This window comes from Actinomadura darangshiensis, assembly GCF_004349235.1.
In the GTDB taxonomy this organism is placed as follows: Bacteria; Actinomycetota; Actinomycetes; order Streptosporangiales; family Streptosporangiaceae; genus Spirillospora; species Spirillospora darangshiensis.
On the sequence record NZ_SMKY01000050.1, the window covers coordinates 24,842 to 40,831 of the forward strand.

General features: G+C 71.3%; 15 protein-coding genes. 11 read left to right on the top strand and 4 right to left on the bottom strand.

Going from position 1 to position 15,990, the window contains the following annotated elements; genetic code table 11:
• Window positions 1-14: 14 nt before the first annotated feature.
• Window positions 15-1,457, bottom strand: a complete 1,443-nt coding sequence (locus tag E1293_RS14040; RefSeq protein WP_165978208.1) for a sensor histidine kinase — start codon at window positions 1,455-1,457, stop codon at window positions 15-17.
• A gap of 729 nt (window positions 1,458-2,186) precedes the next feature.
• Between E1293_RS14040 and E1293_RS14045 the strand changes: the two genes are divergently transcribed.
• The gene (locus tag E1293_RS14045) at window positions 2,187-3,440 is read left to right on the top strand and encodes an alpha/beta hydrolase family protein (RefSeq protein WP_207938843.1); all 1,254 of its coding nucleotides are present in this window, start codon (window positions 2,187-2,189) and stop codon (window positions 3,438-3,440) included.
• A gap of 27 nt (window positions 3,441-3,467) precedes the next feature.
• On the opposite strand, the gene E1293_RS14050 is transcribed toward E1293_RS14045, so the two are convergent.
• Complete coding sequence (locus E1293_RS14050) at window positions 3,468-4,232, bottom strand: SDR family oxidoreductase (RefSeq protein WP_132197769.1); 765 nt, start codon at window positions 4,230-4,232, stop codon at window positions 3,468-3,470.
• A gap of 196 nt (window positions 4,233-4,428) precedes the next feature.
• Here E1293_RS14050 and E1293_RS14055 point away from each other — a divergent pair, with 196 nt between their 5' ends.
• From E1293_RS14055 to E1293_RS14085, 7 genes are all read left to right on the top strand, one after another.
• The gene (locus E1293_RS14055; protein WP_132197771.1) at window positions 4,429-5,022 is read left to right on the top strand and encodes a TetR/AcrR family transcriptional regulator; all 594 of its coding nucleotides are present in this window, start codon (window positions 4,429-4,431) and stop codon (window positions 5,020-5,022) included.
• Window positions 5,019-6,203, top strand: coding sequence for an FAD-dependent monooxygenase (locus tag E1293_RS14060; RefSeq protein WP_132197773.1), 1,185 nt, complete (start codon window positions 5,019-5,021; stop codon window positions 6,201-6,203). The genes E1293_RS14055 and E1293_RS14060 overlap by 4 nt, the downstream gene beginning before the upstream one ends.
• A 3-nt stretch (window positions 6,204-6,206) precedes the next feature.
• Entirely contained in the window at window positions 6,207-6,698 is a 492-nt protein-coding gene (locus E1293_RS14065) for a nitroreductase family deazaflavin-dependent oxidoreductase (RefSeq protein ID WP_132197775.1), read from the top strand.
• Window positions 6,699-6,804: 106 nt separating this feature from the next.
• Window positions 6,805-8,559 (top strand): SpoIIE family protein phosphatase, encoded by a 1,755-nt coding sequence (locus E1293_RS14070; RefSeq protein ID WP_165978209.1) that lies wholly within the window; start codon window positions 6,805-6,807, stop codon window positions 8,557-8,559.
• Window positions 8,560-8,785: 226 nt separating this feature from the next.
• Entirely contained in the window at window positions 8,786-9,235 is a 450-nt protein-coding gene (locus tag E1293_RS14075; protein ID WP_165978210.1) for an STAS domain-containing protein, read from the top strand.
• A gap of 345 nt (window positions 9,236-9,580) precedes the next feature.
• A complete protein-coding gene (locus E1293_RS14080) occupies window positions 9,581-10,066 on the top strand; it encodes a DUF5994 family protein (RefSeq protein ID WP_132197781.1) in 486 nt (161 codons plus the stop codon).
• Between the two features lie 125 nt (window positions 10,067-10,191).
• Window positions 10,192-10,593: an arsenate reductase ArsC gene (locus E1293_RS14085; protein ID WP_132197783.1), complete on the top strand. Its 402-nt coding sequence runs from the start codon at window positions 10,192-10,194 to the stop codon at window positions 10,591-10,593.
• 306 nt (window positions 10,594-10,899) lie between these two features.
• On the opposite strand, the gene E1293_RS14095 is transcribed toward E1293_RS14085, so the two are convergent.
• Window positions 10,900-11,268: a metalloregulator ArsR/SmtB family transcription factor gene (locus E1293_RS14095; protein WP_165978211.1), complete on the bottom strand. Its 369-nt coding sequence runs from the start codon at window positions 11,266-11,268 to the stop codon at window positions 10,900-10,902.
• Between the two features lie 155 nt (window positions 11,269-11,423).
• Between E1293_RS14095 and E1293_RS14100 the strand changes: the two genes are divergently transcribed.
• Complete coding sequence (locus E1293_RS14100) at window positions 11,424-13,064, top strand: FAD-dependent oxidoreductase (protein WP_243716217.1); 1,641 nt, start codon at window positions 11,424-11,426, stop codon at window positions 13,062-13,064.
• Window positions 13,057-14,391: an MFS transporter gene (locus E1293_RS14105; RefSeq protein WP_132197785.1), complete on the top strand. Its 1,335-nt coding sequence runs from the start codon at window positions 13,057-13,059 to the stop codon at window positions 14,389-14,391. Before E1293_RS14100 ends, E1293_RS14105 begins: the two co-directional genes overlap by 8 nt.
• A gap of 37 nt (window positions 14,392-14,428) precedes the next feature.
• Here E1293_RS14105 and E1293_RS14110 read toward each other — a convergent pair whose 3' ends face one another.
• Window positions 14,429-15,145, bottom strand: a complete 717-nt coding sequence (locus E1293_RS14110; protein ID WP_132197787.1) for a TetR/AcrR family transcriptional regulator C-terminal domain-containing protein — start codon at window positions 15,143-15,145, stop codon at window positions 14,429-14,431.
• A 127-nt stretch (window positions 15,146-15,272) separates the two neighbouring features.
• Here E1293_RS14110 and E1293_RS14115 point away from each other — a divergent pair.
• Window positions 15,273-15,990, top strand: a 718-nt coding sequence (locus E1293_RS14115; protein ID WP_132197789.1) for a CPBP family intramembrane glutamic endopeptidase, incomplete at its 3' end; no start/stop codon positions are given.

A 15,990-nucleotide genomic window follows, 5' to 3' on the forward strand; every position in this document is an offset into this window, starting at 1 on the left:
ATGGGTAAGTCCCCTCAGTTCGCACTGTCGGGATCATCAGCGGGGGCGTCGTCCTCGTCGGCACGGCGCAGACCCTGCTGGAATGCCGCCATGAAGCCGGGATCGTGTTCGACGTCCTGAACGTCCTGCTGGGGAGCGGGCGCATTGGCCAGTTCGGGCGCCAGGCTGGCCTGGGCCTGGCGTTGCGGCAATGGCGGCCGCTCACCGGCACCGTCCGGAAGGCCGGGCCCGGAGCCGGAGACACGTGCCGGTGGCGGAGCCGGAACGCTGACGGCCGGTGGCGGCGCGGGAAGGCTCACGTCCGGTGGTGCCGCGACGGCGTTCACCGGTTCCGCCCGCGGCGGCGTCTCGGCCGCCTCCGCTTCCATGCCGTCCAGTTCCTCCGGTACGACGACGATGGCCTGCGTACCGCCGTAGACATTGCCCTGGAGTTGGACGCGGACTTTGTGACGGCGAGCGAGCGCTGAGACCACGACGAGCCCGATGCGCCCGTCCTTCAGCAGCTCCTCGGTGTCGGCCCGCTCGGTGTCGGTGAGCAGCTCGTTCAGCCGCCGCTGGTCTCCCCGCGGGATACCGAGGCCGCGGTCTTCGACCTCGATGACCATGCCCGCGGTGACCCTCTCGAAGCGAATGAGCACCTGCGTGTGCGGCGGGGAGAACTTGGTGGCGTTCTCGATGAGCTCGGCCAGCAGGTGGACGATGTCCGCGACCGCGCCGCCGTGCAGGCTCCCGTCGACCGGCGGCACCACCTTGACCCGTTTGTAGTGCTCCACCTCGGCGATGGCCGAGCGCAGCACCTCGTACAGGGTCACCGGCCTGGTCCACCGGCGGCGCGGCGCGGCGCCGCCGATCACGGCGAGGCTCTCGGCCTGGCGGCGCATGCGGGTGCTGAGGTGGTCGACCCTGAACAGCCCCTTGAGGAGGTCCGGATCCTCGACCTGGTTCTCCAGCTCGTCGAGCCCCAGGATGGCCCGGTGGGACAGTGACTGCATTCGCCGGGCCAGGTTGACGAAGACGGCGACCCGCTGGCTGCCGCCACCGGCTTCGCGGCTCGCGGCGCCGATCATGGCGTTCCAGGCCGCGCTCTGCGCCTTGCGTAGTTCGTGGGCGAGCCGCAGGTAGGGGTCGGCGGTGTCGGGGGCCGGAAAGTCCTTCCTGCTCGGGGCGGCGGTCTCACCGGTACCGAGCCTCTCGGCCAGCCGCTGCAGGTCCCGCTGGCCGCGGGCGACCAGGAGCCCGAGCTCACCGAGCCGCCGCTGCGCGTTCTCCTGATCGTGGACGGCCGACTCGGTGCGCTGCCGGTGCATCCGGCGGGTCGCCACGTCCGCCGCCAGGATGGCGGCTCCGAGAGTGATCGCGACCCCGAACGCCGCCGTGGCCAGCACCAGCCGCGCCCCCTGGGACGCGGCGTCGCCGCTGTACAGGACCGCGGCGGCGGCGAACCCGAGAACCGCCACTATGGCCGTGGGGAGCACGGAAATGGACAGGTGGAGAGCGCGTATTTCGCTTTTCCGATGCATACCACGGGTCGCTGGCCTGCCGATTCGCCGAACATCCTGGTATTCGGCGCCGGCAGCGGATTCGAAGGAGTCAGGCATCGGCGTCCTCTGTGGATCAACAGCAGATCACGATGGTGAGTAATACGTGCCCTCGTATGGGCACACCCATATATAGGCTGGCACAACGCCTTGAGAAGGAGGCAAGGATTGCCGAGATTGCTGCGGGTCCGGGTCTGCTATCGAGGCGTCTATCCTAGGATGTCCACTTTTTCATAAAATGTAATATTTTCGCGAATCGACCCGCGTTCACCAGCACAGCCGCCGCGCTTTTCGTGGAGCGGACGGCTGAAAAGTCGAAAACGGGCGGCCGATAACCCGGGCCTTGCGTTGAGAGCGGCGATCGCTACTTCTGATCCGTGATCATATGGCCTGTCGAGTACCCGATGGTGGTGAGGGAAATAAGCACTTCCCCGGTGAACAGCGCAAGTCCGGGACGCCAAGAAGTGCGCCATGAGCGGTTCCGGCATGGTGCCGGCCAGATAACCCCTGCCGCGGTCGATCGGGTTTCGGTATGACCCGGTCATACCGAGGTGCCAGCCGAAAACGGCTACCGGTGTGGGACGCGGGACGAGCCGTCGGGTCACCAGTCTGGAGACGCGACGCCCGCCGAGCGACCGAGGAGCCCTGTTGCGTTTCCGCCGTTCCAGCCTGCCCGTCCTTCTGCTGGCCGCGACGGCCGCGGGAGGATGCGCCACCACGTCGGTCGCCCGGGAGGTGTCCGGCGGCCGGCCGGCGGCCGGGCAGGTGTCGCTGCCGCGTCCGACCGGGCCCTTCAAGGTCGGCACGACGTCCCTGCATCTGGTCGACCAGAGCCGCCGCGACCCGTGGACGCCGTCGCGGGCCCGCGAGCTGATGGTCAGCGTCTGGTATCCCGCGAGCGCCCCGGGGAAAGAGGACGTCCCGCACATGACGGCGAAGGCCGCGGCGCACTTCGGTTCGGAGCAGGGCGCGGCGACGCTCAACCTGGGGATGCCGCCCGGCAGGGCGGACTGGGGCGCCGTGCGCACGCACGCCACGGCGGACGCGCCCGTCGCCCGGAAGGCCGGACGGCTGCCCGTCGTGCTCTACTCGTCCGGGCTCGCCGACCCGCGGACGTGGAACACCACCCTGGTGGAGGACCTGGCCAGCCGCGGCTACGCCGTGATCACCGTCGACCACACCGGCGAGGCGTCCGAGGTGGAGTTCCCCGGCGGGAGGCTCGTCACCGGCCGGTTGGCCGAAGGCACTCCGCCGACCTCCCCCGCCGAGGTCACCGCCCTGCTGAAGAAGGCCATGGCCGCGCGCGTCGCCGACGCCCGGTTCGTCCTGGACCGGCTGCCCGGCATCGGCCGGGGCCGCTTCGGCGGAGCCCTCGACGCCGGCCGCGTGGGCATGGTGGGGCAGTCGGCCGGCGGGTTCACGGCCGCGCAGACGATGCACGACGACCGCCGTGTCCGCGCGGGCGTCAACATGGACGGCCAGATGGACTACACGGGCGGCAAGCCTGACGGCAGCGAGCTCAGCACCGTCGCACGTGACGGCCTCGACCGTCCGCTGCTGCTCATGGGCACCGAGTCGGAAGGCTCCGGCGACCACACCGAGCAGCCGTCCTGGGACGCCTTCTGGCGCAACACCCGGGGCTGGAAGGGCGACGTGACGCTGGCGGGCTCACGGCACGCCACCTACACCGACGCCGAAGCGCTGCTCCCGCCGCTGGCCGAGCAGGGCATCGCCCCGAAGGGCGGCCTGACCGGCGCGGTCGGCACCGTCCGGCCCGCGCGGGCGATCGCGGCGGAACGCGCCTACGTCACCTCCTTCTTCGACCGCTGGCTGCGTGGACGAGACGACCACCTGCTGGACGGCCCGTCCTCACGCTTCCCCGAAATGCGCTTCACCGCCTGACACATCCGCGTCGATGCCGGCCGATCGCTACCAGGGCAGTGGGCCTTCCTCGCTGAAGAACCCGCCGGTCGGGCCGTCCTCGCCGAGGGTGGCCAGGTGCACCACCACGGCCGCGCCCTGCGCCGGGGTGAGGAAGCCGCTGTGGCCGTTGATGTCGGTATCGACGTAACCGGGGGCGGCGGCGTTGACCAGGATGCCCTCTTTGCGTAGCTCGTTCGCGTACTGCAGGGTCAGCGCGTTCAACGCGGTCTTGGACGGTGAGTAGGCCGCCGACGTCAGCCCCGACAGGGGCCCGTCGACCTCGGCGGTCATCGCCAGCGAAGCGGCGTGGCTGGAGAGGTTGACGATCCGGGCGGCCGGGGACCGCCGCAGCAGCGGGAGCACCGCGTTGGTCATGGTGATCACTCCGAAGACGTTGGTTTCGAACACTTCGCGGACCAGTTCCACGTCGACGGCGCTGGGGATGCGGTCGAGGGCGTCCTGGGGTGCGGCCTGTCCTGATCCGGTGATGCCGGCGTTGTTGACCAGTACGTCCAGGCGGCCGAGGCGGTCGTCGATCCAGGAGGCGGCCGCCTGGACGGTGGACGGGTCGGTGACGTCCAGTGCGACCGCATGCGCGTCGCCTCCGGTGGCGCGTATCGCCGCCGCGGTCTCCTCGCCGCGCCGCGGGTCACGGGCGCCGATCAGGACGGTCGCCCCCTGTGCGGCCAGTAGTTCGGCGACCGCGCGGCCGATCCCCTTGTTCGCGCCGGTGATCAGGACCGTCCTCGGCTGCGACGTGTACTCGTTCATGGGTTGGATTCCCCTTCCGTTCAGGGCGTGTGATGTATCGCGAGCGTTTGCGCACGGTGTGCATGCCGCGCCCGTCCATGAAGATGCAGGTCCCGCGGTTTCTGTGACCGGTATGCCCTGTGGTGCGCGTCACCTAGGCGGGGACGGCGGTGGCTCGGAGAGCCGGTCCCGCGTGGCCCTGTGCTAACTTGGTCGTATGACCAACTTGGCCAATCGACCAACTTCGCCGCGCGGCGATCGGCGACGGCAGCAACTGGTGGACGCCGGGGTCGCGCTGCTGGGCCGGGAGGGGTGGCCGGGCGTGTCCACCCGTGCCGTGGCTGAGCACGCCGGCACCAACCCAGGCTTGATCCATTACCACTTCGGGGGCCTGGCCGGGCTGCATGCGGCGATCTTCCGGCAGGCCACGGACCTCATCCTCGGCCCCATGATCACCGAGCTCCTGGCGGCGCCGGACGAGCGGGCGGCGCTGGAGATGATGCGACGCCAGCTGGCCCGGACCCCGGCCGACGAGCAGGCGACCCGGCTGGCCGCCGAGCTGATCATGGGCGCGATGCGCGATCCCGCCCTGGGGGTGGTGCTGCGCGACGAGCTTCGCCACGCCCGCACGCAGATCGCGGAGCGTCTCCGGGAGCTGCATCCCGGCTGGCCGCGGGCCCGGCCGACCGGGGTGGCCACCCTGATCGCCGCGTCGATCGACGGGCTGATGCTGCACTACATGATCGACGGCGAGCTCCCGGTCGGCGACGCCCTGTCCGCGGTGGGGGAACTGCTGGAGGGGGAGGCGTGAAAGTCCTCATCAGCGGAGGCGGCGTCGCCGGGCTCACCCTGGCCTACTGGCTGCGCCGCCGCGGCGTCGAGGCGGTGATCGTGGAACGCGCCGCGCACGGCCGCCTGGGCGGGTACGGCATCGACTTCTTCGGCACCGGGTACGACGTCGCCGGCCGCATGGGCATCGTCGACCGGCTGGCGCCGCACCGGCTGCCGGTCGACTCCATCGACTTCGTCGATGCCGCCGGCCGCGTCGGCGCCCGGCTGACGACACCGCTGCTGGACAAGATCATTCAGGGGCCGCATCTCGCGCTGATGCACACCACCCTCGAAGGCGCGCTGCTGGACGCCGTCGAAGGCGAGGTGGAGATCCGCTTCGGGGAGACCGTCACCGCCGTGCGCGACACCGGCTCGGCGGTCGAGGCCGACTTCGCCGGCGGCGGCACGCAGCGGTTCGACCTGATGGTGGGCGCGGACGGGATCCACTCCCGGACACGGGAACTGGTCTTCGGGCCGGAGCCGGAGTTCGCCCGGTATCTCGGCTGCCGGCTGGCGTGCTTCCCGGTCGCCGACCGGTACGGCTGGGGCCGGGCCAGGGTCCACTGCACCGAGCCCGGCCGGCAGGTGGTGGTCTACCCCACCGGCCGGGCGGGCGAGCTGATCGCCCTCTTCCTGTTCAGGTCATCGCGCACCGGAAACGTGCCGCGCGATGAGCGCCCCGGCCTGCTCCGCTCGACCTTCGGCGGCATGGGCTGGCTCACGCCCTCGCTCCTGGCCGAGGCCCCCGCGGATGAGCCGATCTTCATGGACACGATGACCCAGATCGTGATGCCCGCCTGGCATCGCGGCCGGGTGGCGCTGGTCGGCGACGCGTGCGGCTGCATGACCATGGTGTCGGCGCAGGGCGTGTCCATGGCGATGGCGGGCGCTTACGTCCTCGCCGAGGAACTGGCGACCCGCGGCGACCACCGGCTCGCGTTCGCCCACTACCAGGAGCGGATGCGTGCGGAGGTCTCCCGCCGGCAGCGCAACGCGCAGATGTTCACCCGGTCCCTGGTGCCCGGCACCCGCCCCGGCCTGGTCGCACAGAGCCTCGCCCAGCGGCTGGTCATGCGCGAAGCGTTCGCACCGGTGCTGCGCCGCCGGTTCGGCGCGGACAGCATCCTGCCTCCGCAGACTTCCCAACCCGTCAAGGAGTGACCCATGGAGATCGTTGAGAGGCCCGCCCCGCCGACCGGCCTGCGCCGCCTGCTGTGGCGGTTGCCGATCCGGCTGTACCGCATGGGGCTGGGGCCGCTGCTGGGCCGCCGCATCATGCTGCTCACCCACACCGGCCGCGTCTCCGGCCGGCCGCGGCAGGTCGTCGTCGAGGTCGTCCAGAAGGACGGGGACGGCTACGTGGCGGCTTCCGGATTCGGTCCCCGAGCGGACTGGTACCGCAACGTCATGGCCACCCCCGGCGTCACTCTCCAGATAGCCGGGAAGAAGATCCAGGCGACCGCCGCCCCCATCGCGACCGACGAGGGCGCCGAGATCATGGCCCGGTACGCCCCCCGCCATCCGGCCGCCGCCCGGCAGCTGTGCAAGCTCATGGGCTTCGCCGTCGACGGCAGCGTCGAGGACTACCGCCAGGTCGGACGGCAGATCCCCTTCGTGCGATTCACGCCGGGGACATCGTCCGAGAACCCTGGCTGAGCCGTTAGAGCACCGGTGCATGTGGTGGCAGCCGATGGACGGCGCGCGCGGGTGTCCGGGGTGTGCCGAGGGGAATGGGTCTGGTGTCCGATCGGAGGGGATGAGTATGACCGGGCAGGTGGAGGACCGGCCGGGCACCATTCATGATCGTTTGGTGGAGGCGATGCACTCCGGGGTTCTGGCCACCGACGAGCGCGGCCGGATCACGGCATGGAACCCGCGGGCCCGGGAACTGCTCGGCTACACCCGCGACGAGGTGCTGGGAAAGCCGATGCACCGGCTTCTGCACCGGGACGCCGACGGGCACGTCCCGCCCGAACGGGACTGCCGCCTCATCCGCGCGCTGCGCACCGGCGTCCCCGATCACGGGGAGGACCAGCGGTTCGCCCACCGGGACGGGCGGATGGTGATGTGCTCCTGGTCGTCCGCGCCGATCTCCACCGGAGACCAGGACGGGACCGGACCCGCGGGCGGGGCGGTGGCCGGGCTGGTCATCGTCTTCCAGGACGCCGCCGACCGGGTCGCGGTCGAGCACGAGCGGCGCGACCAGATGTCGCGGGTGCGGCGGGCCAATTCCCGGTTGAGGCTGGTCGCCGAGGTCACGACGGTGCTGTCGTCCACGCTGAACGAGCAGGAGGTGCTGCGGCGGCTGGTCCGGCTCGTGGTTCCCGCGCTGGGGGATTGGGCCGAGGTCGATCTGCTGGTTCCCGACGGCCGCGTCGAGCGGGTGGCCGCGACGCACCACGAACTCTCCGCCGCCGACATCGCCGGGCTTGAGGGGCCCCTTCCGCCGCTCCCGCGGGTGCCGCGCGGACCGCTGGCCCAGGTACTGCGCGGCGGCACCGCGGTCGTGGTCAGCGGGGAGGCCGACGTGCGGTCCGACGAACCGCTGGACGCCGCCCAGCGCGAACTCTTCCAGGTCATGGACGCCCAGAGTGCGATCATCGCCCCGCTGGCCGCCCGAGGTGAGACCTATGGCGCGCTGACGCTGGGCTACTCCCGTCCAGGACACGGCTACGGGCCGGACGACCGGCTCGTCGTCGAGGACGTCGCGCGCCGCACCGGCCTGGTCCTGGCCAACACCCGCCTGTACGCCGAGCAGCGCGACACGGCCGAGGCGATGCAGCGCAACCTGCTCACACCCCTGCCGCAGCCGGGCGATCTGCGGCTGGAGGCGCGGTACGTGCCCGCAGCCCAGGTCAGCTGGGTCGGCGGCGACTGGTACGACGCGTTCGCGCTGCCCGACGGCGCCATCGGAGTGGTCATCGGGGACATCGTTGGCCACGACCTCCAGGCGGCGGCCCGCATGGCCCAGGTCCGCAACATGCTCAGAGCCCTGGCCTGGGACATGGCCGCGCCGTCCAGTACCCCGCCGCCCAGTGCCGAGCCGTCCAGTGCCGCGCCGCCCAGCGGCGTGCTGGCCCGCCTCGACGGCGTCATGGCCGCCGTCAGCGACGCCGATCTCGCCACCGCCGTGTTCGGCCGCGTCGAGGAAGCCGCCGATGGGCGATGGCATCTCCGCTGGTGCAACGCCGGCCATCCACCGCCGCTCCTGATCACCGGCGACGGCGGCACGCATTTCCTGGACGAGCACGGAATGCTCCTCGGCGACCCCGACCTGACCGGGAATCGCCCTGACGGAGCCCGTGTCCTTCCGCCCCTGTCCACACTGCTGCTCTACACCGACGGCCTTATCGAGACCCGCGACACCGACCTGTCCGACCGCCTCACCAGCCTTCGCCGCCACGGCTCCCATCTGGCCCAGCTGCCCCTGCCCGACCTGTGCGACCAGATCCTGGAGCGCATCGAGCCCAGCGGCGAGGACGACGTCGCGCTTCTCGCTCTCCGCATTCCCGGCTGACGGCCGCGGTCGCGCGCACTCCCCGCCGTCCCGTGATCGAGCCGCGGGATGAGCGGGTCGCAGGAATGGACCGGGAGCGGTGGGCCAGCTTATGCTACGTGCAACGGCGGCAATCGCCTGCCGGCCGCTCCAGACCCTGGCGGCATAGCGCATGCGCTCCAGGGAAGGGGCTGTCATGAGAGCGAGCGAGTCGTTGCCCCCGTCCTTCGTTCTGCCCGCGGCGCCGATGCGGCATGACGACACGGCAGGCGAACGCGTTTCAGGCGGGGCACGGATCAGTCTTCGGCGCACGGACGTCGTCCGCGGTGCCGGGTCGGCGGCGATGCTGATAGCGCTCGCCGGGGAGATCGACGCCTCCAACAGCGGCTGGCTGACCGCCCAGCTCACCACGACGATCACCGGCGTCTCCGCCGGCAACGCCGCCGCGGGATACGACCGGGGTGAGTTGAGCGGCGTGATCCTGGATCTCACCGGCATCAGGTTCTGCGACGCCAGCGGCATCGCCGCCCTGGTCAAGGCATTCAGGCACGCCCAGGACCGGCGCCTGGGCCTGGAGTTGACCGGCGCCCACGGCCGCGTTGCCCGCGTCCTCCAGATCACCAAGGTCGATGAGGCTCTCACCCTTCATCCACGGCTCGAAGGCGCGTTGGCGGCGTTGACCGCCCCACGGAAATAGGCCCCCGCGCGGGCGGCGTCACCGTGCCGACGGACGCCCTGAAACAATGAGCATAGGAAAGGGCAATCGAATTTTACGTCATGCCCCGGTACTATCGGAAATTTACGAGCATAATGTAGATATGCGGTAAACGATGACATCCGCTCTTTCGGAGCGGCCTTCCCGGTTCATCTCGGAAAATCGGGTTTCTTTCCCAGGTTTTTGTTCGACCACCCGAGATGGCGCCCCTGGCGGCTTGTCCCGACCGACAACACACCCCGGGCCCGCCATCAGCGGACCCTGGTGAAAGGGATTCAGATGCGAACCACTGCTGAACGACGAACGACCATCGGTTTCTCGCCGTCTATGACTCCCCGGCTTGCGCTGCGGTCATCGGCCCCGGCCGGCCGCAGCGGCCCGAGGCAGGACGGCTCGGGCCGCACACTGCTGGACGGCGGCTGGTGGCCTCGCTCGGCCGATCCGGCCGTCGAACTGCCCGGGCTGGTTCTGGCCTTGCAGGCCCACGGTCCACCGGACGACCACCGGCCCATCGCCCACATCCTGCTGCGGACGGCCGACTGGGACACCCACCCCCGCCGGCTACGCGTCGACGCCGCCCATGAAACCCGGGAGGTCCGGCTCAGCTGGTTCGACAACCTCCCCGCCGGGCAGCTCACCGCGATCTACGCCGACGGCCGCCGTATCGACCTGCTCACGATCCCGGCGTCCACTGATGACGCGACGGCCCGAGCGGTCCTGGGAACGGTCGCCCAGCCCGCCACCGGCCTGCTCGCCGCGCCGGCCGCCCCGCACGACCCGGCCTGGACCGAGCCGGCGGCGCAGAACGTCTAAGAATGGAGGGTGGACGGCTGCGCGAAAGCCCGGCAGCACGCTGAACCGCATCCGGGACGAACTCGACCTGCTCAACAATGAGCTTCTGGCGGTCTCCCCTTGTCCATCGATGCTCAAGGAGTCTGATGTCGCAGAAGCCGAGCGTGCTGTTCGTGTGCGTGCACAATGCCGGCCGTTCGCAGATGGCCGCCGCCTACCTCACTCATTTGGCGGGGGAGAGGGTGGAGGTGCGGTCGGCCGGTTCGGCGCCCGCCGATGCGGTGAATCCGGCCGTGGTCGAGGCGATGGCCGAGGAGGGCATCGACGTCTCGGCCGAAGTCCCCAAGGTGCTCACGGTCGACGCGGTGCAGGCGTCCGACGTGGTGATCACGATGGGCTGCGGCGACACCTGCCCGGTCTTCCCGGGCAAGCGGTATCTGGACTGGACGCTGGACGATCCGGCGGGGCAGGGCGTGGCGGCGGTGCGCCCGATCCGCGACGAGATCCGCAAACGTATCGAGGGCCTGATCGCCGAACTTCTGCGCTGACTTCCAGAGACGCGGCCGGGCTACGTTCCCGCCTCGTCCGATCCCGGTGGCGGGCAGCAGGTATTGGCGTAGCTCGGTGAGCGAGCGGTCGACGGCGGCGGAGTCGATGCGGTAGTAGACCTGCTTGCCGTCCCGGCGCGAGGTGAGAAGCCCACCCCGGGCGGAGCAGGGCGAGTTGCTGTGAGGCGTTGGACTGGCCCACGCCGAGGCGCTGGGCGACGGTGAGTTCGATGCCTCCGGCGAACAGTTCGAGCATCTGCTGCCGCTGCTCACTGGCCAGCGCCCGCAGGAACTCGGCCGCTGGACTCAGGCCGGTGCCAGGGCGGGGAGGGCGAACAGGCCCGACAGGCGGGTCAGCCGCTCCGGCACTACGCGGTAGTACACCCAGGTGCCGCGCCGCTCACCATCGATCAGGCCGGTCTGGCGCAGCACTTTCAGGTGGTGGGAGATCGTCGGCCCGGTCAGCTCGAACGCGCCCGTCAGGTCGCACACGCAGGCCTCGCCGCCGTCCGCCGAGGCGATCATGTTCAGCAGGCGCAACCGCACCGGATCCGACAGCGCCTTGAACACCTTCGCCAGCTCGGACGCCTCTGACTCGTCCAATGCCGGGCCGCTCAGAGGTGCGCAGCAGGTGCCCGTGGCGGACACGTCGTCGAGCTCCATCACCTTAGACATGCATCTAATTTGACATCCATCTATCCAGCAAGGCAAACTGGCGCCTGCTTAGACAAGTATCTAAGTAAGGACCGCGTCACCACCGCCGCCTACCGCGCTCGCCTCTGATCGCCTCACGTGAGGCAGGATTCGTTACGAGCCACCGAGGAGCCATCGTGAACGACAACACCGGACACCAGGCCACCGCCGGCGAGGGAAGCTGCTGTGGTGTCGGGGCCTGCTGCACCGATGCCGAGCGGGCCGTGAATCCCGAGAAGACGGTCCAAGAGGCCAAGGCCGACGCCGGTTGCGGCTGCGTCGCCGACGGCCGGCAGGACGGACTGCCGGTCGTGGTGATCGGTGCCGGACCCGTCGGGCTGGCCGCGGCCGCGCAGTTGGCCGGACGCGACCAGGACTTCCTCGTCCTGGAGGCCGGGGAAAAGGTCGGCGCGGCGATGGCCGAGTGGGGGCACGTCCGGTTGTTCTCGCCCTGGCGGTACGACACCGACGCCGCCGCCCGGCGCCTGCTGGAGCCGACCGGCTGGCGCCTGCCCGACGCCGAGACGCTGCCGACCGGTGCCGAACTGGTGCGCGACTACCTCGCTCCGCTGGCGAAGGTGCCCGCGCTGGCCGGACGGATCCGTACCGGCACCCGTGTGGTGGCCGTCGCCCGCCAGGGGATGGACGTCACCCGGACGGCCGGTCGTGAGGAGCGTCCGCTGCTGGTCCGCGCGGTCGCCCGGGACGGAGCCGTCCACGACATCACCGCCCGCGCGGTCATCGACGCCTCCGGCACCTGGGGCCGCGGCAACCCGCTGGGCCATTCCGGCCTCCCCGCACCCGGCGAGCAGGACGCCGCGCCGTATCTGACCGGGCCGCTGCCCGACGTCCTGGGCCGCGACCGGGACCGCTTCACCGGCCGCCACACCCTGGTCGTCGGCATGGGCCACTCGGCCGCAAACACATTGCTCGCCCTGGCCGAACTCGCCAGGACCGAACCCGGCACCAGCATCACCTGGGCGGTGCGCGGGGCATCGGTGGCGCGGCTGTACGGCGGCGGCGACGCCGACGGCCTCCCCGCGCGCGGTGCCCTGGGCACCCGCCTCAAGCAGGCGGTGGACAACGGCGAGATCGACCTGGTCCGCGGCTTCACCATCACCGGCTTCCGCACCCCCGAAGGCGGCCCCGCGGCCGGCCCCGTCCAGGTCACCGGCCAGACCCCGGACGGCGCACGCACACTCCCGGCGGACGCCGTCGTCGCGGCCACCGGATTCCGCCCCGACCTGGACATGCTGCGCGAGGTCCGCGTCGACCTCGACCCCGCCACCGAGGCCCCGGCCAAGCTCGCCCCGATGATCGACCCCAACTTCCACAGTTGCGGGACCGTCCCGCCGCACGGCGAACGCGACCTCGCCCACCCCGAGACCGGCTTCTACCTTGTCGGCATGAAGAGCTACGGCCGCGCGCCCACGTTCCTCATGGCCACCGGGTACGAGCAGGTCCGCTCCGTCGTCGCCGCGCTCGCCGGAGACCGCGAAGCCGCCGACGCCGTCCAGCTCGACCTCCCCGAGACCGGCGTCTGCTCCACCAGCCTGGTCACCGAAGACCTCCTGCCCGGCACCACGGGACAGGACGGCGGCTGCGGGACGTCCTGCTCCACCGAACCGGCCACCGCCGGCGAGCCCGCGAGCGCCTCGTGCTGCGGCCCCTCGGCCCCCGAGCCGATCAGCATCGGGCTCGGCGCCCCGGCGGGACTGGGCTTCGCGACCGGAAGCGTCCACGGCTACTCCGGCGAGGCCGAACGCGACGATGCCTGACGCGGCCGACCCCGCCTCGCGCATCCGGGCACCGGCCGGCAGGGCCGCCGGTGCCCAGGGGCCGGCCCGGTACGTCTCGCGGGCCGCGGGCAGCCCGCTCGCGGCGCTGTGCGTCACCGAGATCACCAGCTGGGGTGTGCTGTACTACGCCTTCCCCGTCCTCGCCCCGGCCATCACCCATGACACCGGCTGGTCCACCTCGGCCATCATGGCCGGATTCTCCGCCGCCCTGATCGTCGCGGCGCTGGGCGGCATCCCGGTCGGCCGGGCACTGGACCGGCGCGGCCCCCGGGCCCTGATGACCGGCGGCTCGGTGCTGGCCGTCCTGGCGATACTCGGCGTGGCCGCCGCCCCGAACCTGTGGTGCTTCACCGCCGCCTGGCTGCTGGCCGGCGTCGCGATGTCGGCCGTGCTCTACCAGCCCGCCTTCGCCGCACTCACCCGCTACTACGCGCCCCACCACCTCGGTGCCCTGACCACCGTCACCCTGGTCGCGGGGCTGGCCAGCACGGTCTTCGCACCGCTCACCGACGCCCTTTCGGCCCATCTGCCGTGGCGCGGCGTCTACGTGGTGCTGGCGGTGGTGCTGGCCGTCGTCACCGTCCCGCTCCACCTGTTCGCGCTGCGCCGTCCCTGGCCGTCACCCGAAGCCGTGATGGACGGACAACGTGGCCGGTCCCGCGATCGCGGCGCGATGTCGGCCACGGTAAGGAGCCGGCCGTTCCTCCTGCTGGCCGCCGCGCTCACCCTGTCGGCGTTCGCCATGTTCGCCGTGACGATCAATCTCATCCCGCTGCTCATCTCCCGTGGAGCCGACGCCAGCATCGCGGCCTGGGCCCTCGGCCTCGGCGGCGTCGGCCAGGTCACCGGACGCCTGGGCTACCGTGCGCTCGCGCGCCGCACCAGTGTCCGGGTGCGCACCGTCTGGATCCTGGCGATGTCGGCCGCCACCACGGCCGCGCTCGCCACCATTCCCGGCCCCATCGCGCTGCTCATCACCGTGGCCTTCCTCGCCGGAATGATGCGGGGGATCGGCACGCTCCTGCAGGCCACCGCCGTCTCCGACCGCTGGGGCACCGCCTCCTACGGCGCCCTGTCCGGGATCCTCGCCGCCCCCATCACCACCGCCACCGCGATCTCGCCCTTCGCCGGCGCAGCCCTGGCCGCCGCGCTCGGCGGATACCCCCACATGTTCCTGGTGCTGACCGCCGCCGCCGTATTCGCCGCCGTTCTCGCCGCCGGCACCGCACCGGGGCACGGCGGCGCCGGCAGGAACCGGGCCGCCGCATTGGAGGCACGCCCGGCACGGCACCGAGACCGGGAATGACGCCCTGGTAGTCGGAGGATTCGCCGTAAAAGATCATTCAGGGCTTACCGGGGTGAGATCCTGCGTTGCCGTCTGCCGGGACTTCGGAGCCGGGCTGCGCGTCGATGCCCGCGATCAGCAGGTCGAGTACCTGGTCGAAGTACTCGTTGTCGGTGGCGAGGGCGTCGGATTCCGATACCGCCGCGGCGCGGGCCTCTTCGTGCCTGTCCGTGTCGCTTTGGCGCATCTGGCGCATCGCGACGGCGATGGCGGCCGCGCCGAGGATCTGGTTGGAGAACGCCCGGATCGCGACGGCCTGGAACTCCTCGCTCTTGTTGCATTCGTGGAGCGCGGTGACGATTCGCCGTGACAGGGCGATCGCGTTCGGGCCGATCAGGGGCCGGGAGCCGGCGAACTCCGCCGCCCAGGCATGACCGGTCAGCGCCGCGTAGAACAGGCCGGCGGTCTGCTTGACGGCGGTGCGCCAGGGCACCTCTGGGCCCGGCAGCGCCGCTGCGGCCTCGGTCAGGATCTCGTCCACGGCCAGGTCCACCAGGTCTTCTCGGCGTTGGACGTACCAGTAGAGGCTGGTGGCGTGGACGCCGAGTTCGGCGGCGAGTTTGCGCATCGTCAGCGCGGGGGCGCCGTCGCGGTCCAGCAGCGCGATCGTGGCGGCGACGATGCGGTCGCGGCTGAGCGCGGGCTGGGAGCGCCGGCCGCGCGGCGGGCGGGTGAAGACGCTGTCGAAGTGCTGGTCAGGGTGCGAATCAGCCATGCCCGACACTGTACTTGCTATCAAACGTTGTCGGATTCAATCCTACACTGTAGGTTTGGCGTCGCAAGATCGCTTCCTCCGCTCCACCAGAGGACGCGGCCGCCACCTGACCAGAGGGAATCCCGGCATGACCACCGCACCCGCACGCCCCGCCACCCCCGTCGGCTTCCGCGGCGACCTGACCCTGTTCACCGCCATCGCCTTCACCGTCAGCTGGGCCTCCTGGGCTGCGGCGATCGGGCTGAGCGGTTCGTCGAGCCCGCTGACGGGCGCGTTCCACATGTTCGGCGCCTTCGGCCCGCTGATCGGCGCCCTGGTGATCCGCATCCGCCGCGGCCGCAGCGGCAGGCCCGCTCCCGAGCACGCGGTCCGCTTCCGCCCCGCCGCCCTCGCCTGGGCCCCGCTGCTGCTCGTGGCGGCCTCCGGCATCGTGCTGGCCGCCGCCTTCATCGCCCACGCCGCCGGCGCTCCCGCCCCCAGCCTGGACGGCGCGATGGACATCATGGAGGACTTCGGCGGACCCGCGGCGTTCCTGGTCGGCCTGCTCATCGGAGGACCGCTGTCGGAAGAGCCCGGCTGGCGCGGCACCGCCTACCCCAGGATGCGCGCCACCCTGGGCCGCTTCCAGGTGTCCCTGATCCTCGGCGCCATCTGGGCCGTCTGGCACCTGCCGCTGTTCTTCATCGACGACACCGTCCAGAACGACCTCGGCGCGACCACCCCCAGCGGCGTGCTCTTCACCGTCAGCGCCATCCCCATGGCCATGCTCTGCTGCTACGCCTACGAGCGCGGCGGCATCCTGGCCTCCATCGCCGTGCACTTCGCCACCAACGCCACCATGGTCC

Coding starts and splice junctions, on each gene's coding strand:
- E1293_RS14050 (WP_132197769.1), bottom strand. CDS start 4,232: ATGAACGAGTACACGTCGCAGCCGAGGACGGTCCTGATCACCGGCGCG.
- E1293_RS14055 (WP_132197771.1), top strand. CDS start 4,429: ATGACCAACTTGGCCAATCGACCAACTTCGCCGCGCGGCGATCGGCGA.
- E1293_RS14065 (WP_132197775.1), top strand. CDS start 6,207: ATGGAGATCGTTGAGAGGCCCGCCCCGCCGACCGGCCTGCGCCGCCTG.
- E1293_RS14070 (WP_165978209.1), top strand. CDS start 6,805: ATGACCGGGCAGGTGGAGGACCGGCCGGGCACCATTCATGATCGTTTG.
- E1293_RS14075 (WP_165978210.1), top strand. CDS start 8,786: ATGCGGCATGACGACACGGCAGGCGAACGCGTTTCAGGCGGGGCACGG.
- E1293_RS14080 (WP_132197781.1), top strand. CDS start 9,581: ATGACTCCCCGGCTTGCGCTGCGGTCATCGGCCCCGGCCGGCCGCAGC.
- E1293_RS14085 (WP_132197783.1), top strand. CDS start 10,192: ATGTCGCAGAAGCCGAGCGTGCTGTTCGTGTGCGTGCACAATGCCGGC.
- E1293_RS14095 (WP_165978211.1), bottom strand. CDS start 11,268: ATGTCTAAGGTGATGGAGCTCGACGACGTGTCCGCCACGGGCACCTGC.
- E1293_RS14105 (WP_132197785.1), top strand. CDS start 13,057: ATGCCTGACGCGGCCGACCCCGCCTCGCGCATCCGGGCACCGGCCGGC.
- E1293_RS14110 (WP_132197787.1), bottom strand. CDS start 15,145: ATGGCTGATTCGCACCCTGACCAGCACTTCGACAGCGTCTTCACCCGC.